3 protein-coding genes are annotated in these 4,784 nt (G+C 38.7%); all 3 read left to right on the top strand.

The genetic code is table 11. The features are described from left to right. Window positions 1-138: 138 nt before the first annotated feature. Entirely contained in the window at window positions 139-2,067 is a 1,929-nt protein-coding gene (locus tag L1D51_RS20420; protein ID WP_239964684.1) for a polysaccharide biosynthesis protein, read from the top strand. Window positions 2,068-2,094: 27 nt separating this feature from the next. Then, complete coding sequence (locus L1D51_RS20415) at window positions 2,095-3,261, top strand: nucleotide sugar dehydrogenase (RefSeq protein ID WP_239964683.1); 1,167 nt, start codon at window positions 2,095-2,097, stop codon at window positions 3,259-3,261. 125 nt (window positions 3,262-3,386) lie between these two features. After that, complete coding sequence (rfaH, locus tag L1D51_RS20410) at window positions 3,387-3,872, top strand: transcription/translation regulatory transformer protein RfaH (protein WP_239964682.1); 486 nt, start codon at window positions 3,387-3,389, stop codon at window positions 3,870-3,872. Window positions 3,873-4,784: the final 912 nt, after the last annotated feature.

Genomic DNA, 4,784 nt, shown 5'->3' with positions numbered 1-4,784 from the left:
AGTATACAGTTTGATAACAAAAAACATAAAGATAAAAACTACCAAAAGTGTTTATTTTACTTAATTGTTTTAGTGTTACTTGTTGTAGTAAAATAGAGACAGGACTATTTTATTGCTCTTTCTGATAGGGATTCTCTTTTGTTTTTAGATACTCTTGTAAAATTACCCCGTACCCAAAAGCGAATCATTTCTCTTTTAGTTGATACAGTTTTTATTTTTTCATCGTTCTGGATTGCCTTTATATTAAGGCTTGATAGTTTAGAAGAACTACGTGATGTGAATAACTGGTTGATATTATCAGCTATTTTACCGCTGAGTTTATTGTCGTTTGTGAAGCTAGGGTTGTACCGTGCAGTGCTTAGATATATTAACTCACAAGCATTATGGGCAATTTTAGCCGGAGTGATCTTATCAACAATCTATTTTATAGGTTTTTCATTTTTCTTTAATTTTCAAGTTCCTCGAACTGTACCCGTGATTTATTTTTGTATTTCACTATTGCTGGTTGGCGGTAGTCGCTTAATAGTAAGGGCAATCGTAGGTAAGTTGATTATGCGTCGAAAAGAAAATGTTGTTATTTATGGCGCAGGCTCTGCAGGTCGTCAATTGGCAACCGCCCTTGCTAATGGACCTGAGTATGCGCCAGTTGCATTTATCGATGATGATATAAAAAAACAACACACTTTTGTTCAGGGGTTGAATGTTTTTTCGTCACAGAATATTGCTGATGTAGTCCGCTCTAAACATGTTTCTAAAATTTTATTAGCATTGCCTAGTGCGAGTCGCAACCGCCGCAAAGAGATACTAAATAATATTGAAAAATATAAGTTACAAGTGATGACGATTCCTGGAATGGCCGATTTGGTAGCAGGGAACACGTCATTAGAACAAATAAAAGAAGTAGGTGTTGAAGATCTTTTAGGGCGTGACCCAGTAGAGCCAAACACCGAATTAATGTCTGCTAATATTCGAAATAAGGTTGTTTTGGTTTCAGGTGCAGGTGGGTCTATTGGCTCTGAGCTTTGTCGTCAAATTGTTAAAAACTCACCAACGAAGCTAGTCTTGTTTGAACTTTCTGAATATGGCTTATATGCAATTGAAAAAGAGCTGAAAGACTACGTTTTTCAAAACTCCTTAAATATCGAAATAGTGCCAATTCTTGGCTCTATTCAAAACTTTAAACTCATCTCAATGACACTCTCATCATTTAAAGTGCAAACTATTTATCATGCTGCGGCTTACAAGCATGTGCCTTTAGTTGAGCATAATGTTATTGAAGGTGTTAAAAATAATATATTTGGCACCAGTAACATTGCCCGTGCTGCGATAGAAAATAACGTTGAAACCTTTGTACTTATTTCAACCGATAAAGCGGTTCGACCTACCAATGTGATGGGGACAACCAAACGTATGGCTGAGTTAGTGCTGCAAGCATTATCTGATACACAAAAAGCTACGCGCTTTACTATGGTTCGTTTTGGTAATGTTCTGGGTTCTTCAGGCTCTGTTGTACCATTATTCAGGCAACAAATTAAGCAAGGCGGCCCTATCACTTTAACCCATAAAGACATAACTCGTTATTTTATGACTATTCCTGAAGCTGCACAGCTTGTTATTCAAGCAGGTGCAATGGGTAAGGGGGGCGATGTGTTCGTTTTAGATATGGGCGAACCGGTTAAAATAATGGATTTAGCGACTAAGATGGTCCACCTCTCTGGCTTAGAAGTGAAATCAAATAAACACCCTGAAGGTGATATTGAAATTCAATGTACTGGCCTACGACCTGGCGAAAAGCTTTATGAAGAGCTATTGATTGGTGATAACGTTGTTGGTACTGATCATCAAAGAATCATGAGTGCCCATGAAGTTAAAATGCCATGGGATGAGCTTGAACAAATTTTATTTGAGCTTAAATCGTCATGTGATTTAAACGATCATCACTCTATTCGCAAGTTGTTGTTAGAAGCGCCAACAGCCTTTAATCCCACAGATGGTATTTGCGATTTAAATTGGCAAGAAAACTTGAAAAATAGTGCTAATGTAACTTTACTTAAAAACGTAAATTAACATTAAAATCAATCTATTTGGATGGTTATGAATATAACGATCGCGGGTACGGGTTACGTTGGCCTTTCAAACGCAATGTTGTTAGCGCAAAATAACCGTGTAATAGCCTTAGATATTTTAGAAGATAAAATAAGGCTGCTAAATGATAAAAAATCGCCTATTAGTGATCCTGAAATAGAAGACTTCTTAGAAAACAAGCAGCTTAATTTTAAAGCGACTACAGATAAAAAACTAGCATATGAAAATGCAGATTTTATAATTGTTGCAACACCCACTGATTATGACCCCACTACAAACTATTTTAATACCAAATCTGTAGAAGCTGTTATTGCTGATGTTTTAGTAATAAACCCCAATGCAGTAATAGTGATTAAATCGACAGTTCCGGTAGGTTTTACTGAAACCATAAAAAGAACATTTAAAACAAATAACATTATTTTCTCACCTGAGTTCCTACGAGAGGGCAAAGCATTGTACGACAACTTGAATCCATCTCGCATTATTGTGGGTGAGGATTCAGATAGGGCAAAGAAATTTGCTGAATTGTTAGTTCAAGGTGCCAATAAAAAAGAGATAGATGTTCTATATACCGATTCAACAGAAGCAGAAGCAATCAAGTTGTTCTCAAATACTTACCTTGCTATGCGCGTAGCCTACTTTAACGAGCTTGACAGCTACGCAGAAAGTCATGGTTTAAATTCTAAACAAATAATCGAAGGGGTAAGTTTAGACCCGCGTATTGGTGGTCATTACAACAACCCTTCTTTTGGTTATGGTGGCTATTGCTTACCTAAAGATACCAAGCAATTATTGGCTAACTATCAAAACGTACCAAACAACATGATACGCGCCATTGTAGACGCAAACTCTACTCGAAAAGACTTTATCGCAGAGTCGATCCTCGCAAGAAAGCCAAAGGTAGTGGGTATTCATCGTTTAATCATGAAGGCTGGTTCGGATAACTTTAGAGCATCCGCTATTCAAGGCATCATGAAGCGAATCAAAGCTAAGGGTGTTGAAGTGATAGTTTATGAACCTGAATTACATGAAGAAACTTTCTTTAACTCTAAAGTGACCCATGACCTAGCTGAATTAAAGTCTTCTGCAGATGTAATTATTGCCAACAGAATGGTAACTGAACTCGATGATGTTGCAGAAAAAGTGTACACCAGAGACCTGTTTGGTAGTGATTAGTTCTCACTTGGGGTAATAACAATTTTGTAATAGACACGCCTAAATTCTCTGCGTATAATCGCTGGCTCATAAAAACCAATCCTTTTGGATTGGTTTTAAGGAAAATGAGTATTTTAGGTGTGGCTATGGAAAGTTGGTACTTACTTTTTTGTAAATCAAAACAAGAGCTAAGAGCTCAAATTAACCTTCAAAACCAAAGTTTTGAGGTGTTCTTTCCCGAACATAAAATCGAGCGAATCGTAAAGGGTCGCCGATCAATTCGTACATCCCCTCTTTTCCCTAGTTATTTATTTATCAAGCTAGACTCGCAAAACTGTAACTTTTCTGCGGTAAAAAATACCCGTGGAGTAAGTGGTTTTGTTGCTTATGGTCATAAATTTCAAATCGTACCTGAGCAGTTAATTACTCAACTCAAATCTATGAGTGATATGAGTGAGGTAACATTTTCGCTACCAAAAGCCGGTGATGTTGTTTATCTAAACACAGAGTTATTTAAAAATGTTCAAGCTATTTACCAAGAGTCAGATGGTGACATGCGTAGCATTTTGTTAGTTAATTTATTAAACAAACAAGTCACCGTAAGTGTAGATAATAAAGAAATCAGTTTATAAGTCGCGATTCAAAACGACATTAACGTAGAAACGGCTTTAGCCGTGAACATGTTTTAAATGTTCGGCGTTAAAACGACTCCTACGGTGTAAGCATTAAGCTTTTACACGTGAAAAACAAAAAATAATAATAAAATCAGTACGTAGGAACTGCAACCTAGGGGCGGAAGCGTGCCCGAAGGGCCAGACAAGCAAAGGGTTTTGCTTTCAAGATGGAGCGAGAGGAGCTCTGCGACGAACTGGAACGGAAGCGTGCCCGGAGCCGTAGGAACGGCTTTAGCCGTGAATGAGGAAAAATGTTCGGCGTTAAAACGCCTCCTACGGTCGTAGGCGTCACGCTTGCTTGGCGCGTCTCAACCGCGGCACCGCTGTTTTATACTTCGCGCGAAATAAATTTCACGCCTACAAAATGGAATGCACGGTGATGGCCTGGCGCCAATCCCGTAGGAACGGCTTTAGCCGTGAAAGAGGAAAAATGTTCGGCGTTAAAACACCTCCTACGGTCGTAGGCGTCACGCTTGCTTGGCGCGTCTCAAACACGGTGCTACTGCTAATAATTCGCGCGAAATAAATTTCACGCCTACAAAATTGCACACACAGTGATGGCCTCGCGCCAATCCCGTGGGAACGGCTTTAGCCGTGAATTGTTGAAAAACGTTTGGCGTTAAAACGCCTCCTACGAAGTAGGCTTTTGTATTAATAACGCAATACCGCTTGCAAGCACACACAAGCAACGATTTATAATCTTGAAGAACCTAGAACCTAGAACCTAGAACCTAGAACCTAGAACCTAGAACCTAGAACCTAGAACCTAGAACCTAGAACCTAGAACCTAGAACCTAGAACCTAGAACCTAGAACCTAGAACCTAGAACCTAGAACCTAGAACCTAGAACCTAGAACCTAGAACCTAGAA

Source organism: Pseudoalteromonas shioyasakiensis (genome assembly GCF_022398475.1).
In the GTDB taxonomy this organism is placed as follows: Bacteria; Pseudomonadota; Gammaproteobacteria; order Enterobacterales; family Alteromonadaceae; genus Pseudoalteromonas.
This window is presented reverse-complemented; position numbering and strand designations above follow the sequence as displayed.